The organism is Cupriavidus basilensis (assembly GCF_029335485.1).
GTDB classification, from domain to species: Bacteria; Pseudomonadota; Gammaproteobacteria; order Burkholderiales; family Burkholderiaceae; genus Cupriavidus; species Cupriavidus basilensis_E.
Genome location: NZ_JARJLM010000705.1, coordinates 1 through 2,989 on the forward strand (window position 1 = coordinate 1; position 2,989 = coordinate 2,989).

Sequence of the window (2,989 nt, forward strand, 5' to 3'; positions counted from 1 at the left end):
TGGTGGTCTATCGTTTCGGCGCGGGGAGGCCGGAGTAATCTCGCAGTCCTCGCGCAGACGCCGGCGCGTCCCGGGCCTCCCTTGGATTGCGCTTGTGCTTTTATTCGCCTTATGCGAGCTGATAACGGCACCCCGGCAATGGAGGCCGTCATGAGCGGCGGCCAGGCAGGTCAGAGCAGCTTGCATGCCTCGTCGAAGTCCAGGCGGGGGCTGCGCGGGAACAGCTTGCCGGGATCGCCATAGCCCAGATTGCACAGGAAGTTCGTTTTCACGTGACTGTCCGGGAAGTGTTCGAGCTGGAAGGCATTGGCCTTCGTGTCCGCGGGGAAGAATTCGTGGTCGACCTTGGCATTGTCGAAGCCGGACATCGGTCCGCAGTCCAGTCCCAGCGAGCGTGCAGCGATCATGAAGTACGCGCCCTGCAGGGAGCTGTTCCGCCTCGCCGTAGCCGAGGCCAGTTCCGGTGTGTCGGCAAACCAGGAGCGCGCGTCCGCATGCGGAAACAACTTGGGCAAAAACTCATAGAACTTCACATCGTAGGCAATGATGGCGGTGACCGGCGCGGCCATGGTCTTATCCACATTGCCTGGCGCCAGCGCGGGCAACAGGCGCTGTTTGGCCTCGGGGCTGCGCAGGAACAAGATTCGCGCGGGACTGCAGTTGGCGCTGGTCGGTCCCCATTTCATCAGGTCATAGAGCTGCCGCAAGGTCTCGTCGCTCACGGGCTGATTCAGCCAGGCATTGTGCGTGCGTGCTTCGCGAAACAGCAGATCCATGCCTTCCTCACTCAAGCGCTTGTTCATTGTCATCTCCTTGAACCGGGATTGGACCCTGTGGTCACGCGGCCGGGCCGCTGCCGCCCCTGCCGACGCCTCCGTCTAGCATAGGCGGCCCTGTACCGGCCCTTGCATGAATTCGCAAGGCTTGGCGTCACCATTGTTCAGCGTCAACGCCGGCAGGCGTGCCGGTATCCAGAAAGCCACCTGAACCGGGTAGGTGGCGGCCCTTCCCGGGCATCGGTGCCGGCACCGACAGACTGAAAGCCAGCCATCGCGCGTCGATCGATGGCGAGTGCATTCCCTTTTCTTGTGCCACTTGCGTGCAGCCGTGCCCATTTATCGTGCACGGCCAACAGAGCGCCGGTGTGCGGCATGCGCTCGCCAGTTCGCATTGGCAATCTTTCGAAGCGGCCAGGTGCTTTTTCGTCTGCATTGCGTGCGCGAGTATCCGATCGATGCGCAACGCCACCGTATGGCACGGGAGTTGCAGCAAATCACCGAGCACCAGCATTTTCACTTGACCCCGCGAGGCGCATGATGAAAAAAGAGCCCACTGCTGGAGGTGTCCGGTTTCCTGGCCCGTTGCGCATTACGGATTCCCTGGCTCACGGGGGAGAACAGGCTAACGGGGACCCGCATGCCGGCGCGCTGTCGATCAGCGCCGCCAGTGCCGGTCTTTGCACAGGCCGAGATGACAGGGCGCTTCCCGGATCGGCAGAATGCCGCGTTCCCGGGAGGCCCATGCCTCACCCGTATCGCTTGACCGGGGCAAGCGGTACGCTGGACTCGAAACTCGGTTCACTCACTCTCCAACTGCAGCCATTGCTCGCATCGATCGCAGGTTTGCGGGGCGGCGGATGCCGTCCGCGTGCCTGCGCCGGCACTGCGCCGCCGAACCGCTTCGCTTCATCCTGATGCAGCCTTCAAGGGGGGAGTTTCATGAAAATGATCATCGCAATCATCAAGCCGTTCAAACTCGACGATGTGCGCGAAGCGCTCTCGGGGCTTGGCGTAGCGGGCATGACCGTGACCGAGGTCAAGGGGTTCGGGCGTCAGAAGGGGCACACGGAACTCTATCGAGGAGCCGAGTACGTTGTGGATTTCCTGCCGAAGCTGAAGCTCGAGGCGGTGATACGCGACGATCAGGTGGAGCATGCCATCGAGGCGATCGAGCAGGCGGCCCGCACCGGCAAGATCGGGGACGGCAAGATTTTTGTTTGCGACATCGAACAGGCGGTCCGGATCCGCACCGGCGAAGTCGGCGCCGATGCGCTTTAACGCTTTAACGCTCTGACCCTACACACATTTGCACAGGCAGGAGGCATCCCATGAAGAAGCTGTTTGCCAGAATCGTCATAGTGGGGGCGCTCGCCGCGGTGGCGTTGAGCCTGGGCAGTCATTCCGGCGCCGCGCTGGCCGACGACGCCGCCTCCGCCGCCACGGCGGCAACGGCCGCGGCAGCCCCCGCGGCGCCGGATGCAGCCCCCGCGGCGCCCACCGCGCCGTTTGTCACCGATGCCAGGAACCTTAACAGCGGCGACACCGCCTGGATGCTGACCTCCACGGCCCTGGTGCTCTTCATGACGGTACCTGGCCTGGCGCTTTTCTACGGCGGCATGGTGCGCAAGAAGAACGTGCTGGCCACGCTGATGCAAAGCTTCGCCATCACTTGCCTGGTCACGATACTCTGGACCGTCGTCGGTTATAGCCTGGCCTTCACCCCGGGCAATGTTTTCATCGGGGGCCTGTCGCGCTTCATGCTGCACGGCATGAACTACGTCAAGGGGGACAAGGCGACCACGCTCACCGTCAGCCACCTGGCCGCGACCATTCCGGAAACGGTCTATATGGTGTACCAGATGACCTTCGCCATCATCACCCCCGCGCTGATCTGCGGCGCCTTCGCCGAGCGCATGAAATTCTCGGCCATGCTGGTGTTCATGGCCTTGTGGTCGCTCATTGTCTATGCGCCGATCGCCCACATGGTGTGGGAGCCGAGCGGCTGGCTGGCGGCCGCCGGCATCCTGGACTTCGCCGGCGGCACGGTGGTGCATATCAACGCGGGGATCGCGGGCCTGGTGTGCGCGCTGGTGCTGGGCAAGCGCGTCGGCTTCGGCAAGGAGCCGATGGCGCCCCACAACCTCACGCTGACGCTGATCGGCGCGGCGATGCTGTGGGTGGGTTGGTTTGGCTTCAATGCAGGATCGGCG

The 2,989-nt window shown here is 63.4% G+C and carries 4 protein-coding genes; 2 read left to right on the forward strand and 2 right to left on the reverse strand.

Annotated elements, in window-relative coordinates:
* Positions 1–170: 170 nt before the first annotated feature.
* The gene (locus tag P3W85_RS43535) at positions 171–803 is read right to left on the reverse strand and encodes a malonic semialdehyde reductase (RefSeq protein ID WP_276269378.1); all 633 of its coding nucleotides are present in this window, start codon (positions 801–803) and stop codon (positions 171–173) included.
* Positions 804–930: 127 nt separating this feature from the next.
* Positions 931–1,296: a hypothetical protein gene (locus tag P3W85_RS43540; RefSeq protein WP_276269379.1), complete on the reverse strand. Its 366-nt coding sequence runs from the start codon at positions 1,294–1,296 to the stop codon at positions 931–933.
* A 422-nt stretch (positions 1,297–1,718) separates the two neighbouring features.
* Here P3W85_RS43540 and P3W85_RS43545 point away from each other — a divergent pair, with 422 nt between their 5' ends.
* Both P3W85_RS43545 and P3W85_RS43550 read left to right on the forward strand, forming a co-directional pair.
* Positions 1,719–2,057: a P-II family nitrogen regulator gene (locus P3W85_RS43545; RefSeq protein ID WP_035807392.1), complete on the forward strand. Its 339-nt coding sequence runs from the start codon at positions 1,719–1,721 to the stop codon at positions 2,055–2,057.
* Between the two features lie 50 nt (positions 2,058–2,107).
* The coding region (locus P3W85_RS43550; RefSeq protein WP_276269380.1) for an ammonium transporter at positions 2,108–2,989 on the forward strand (882 nt) is incomplete at its 3' end.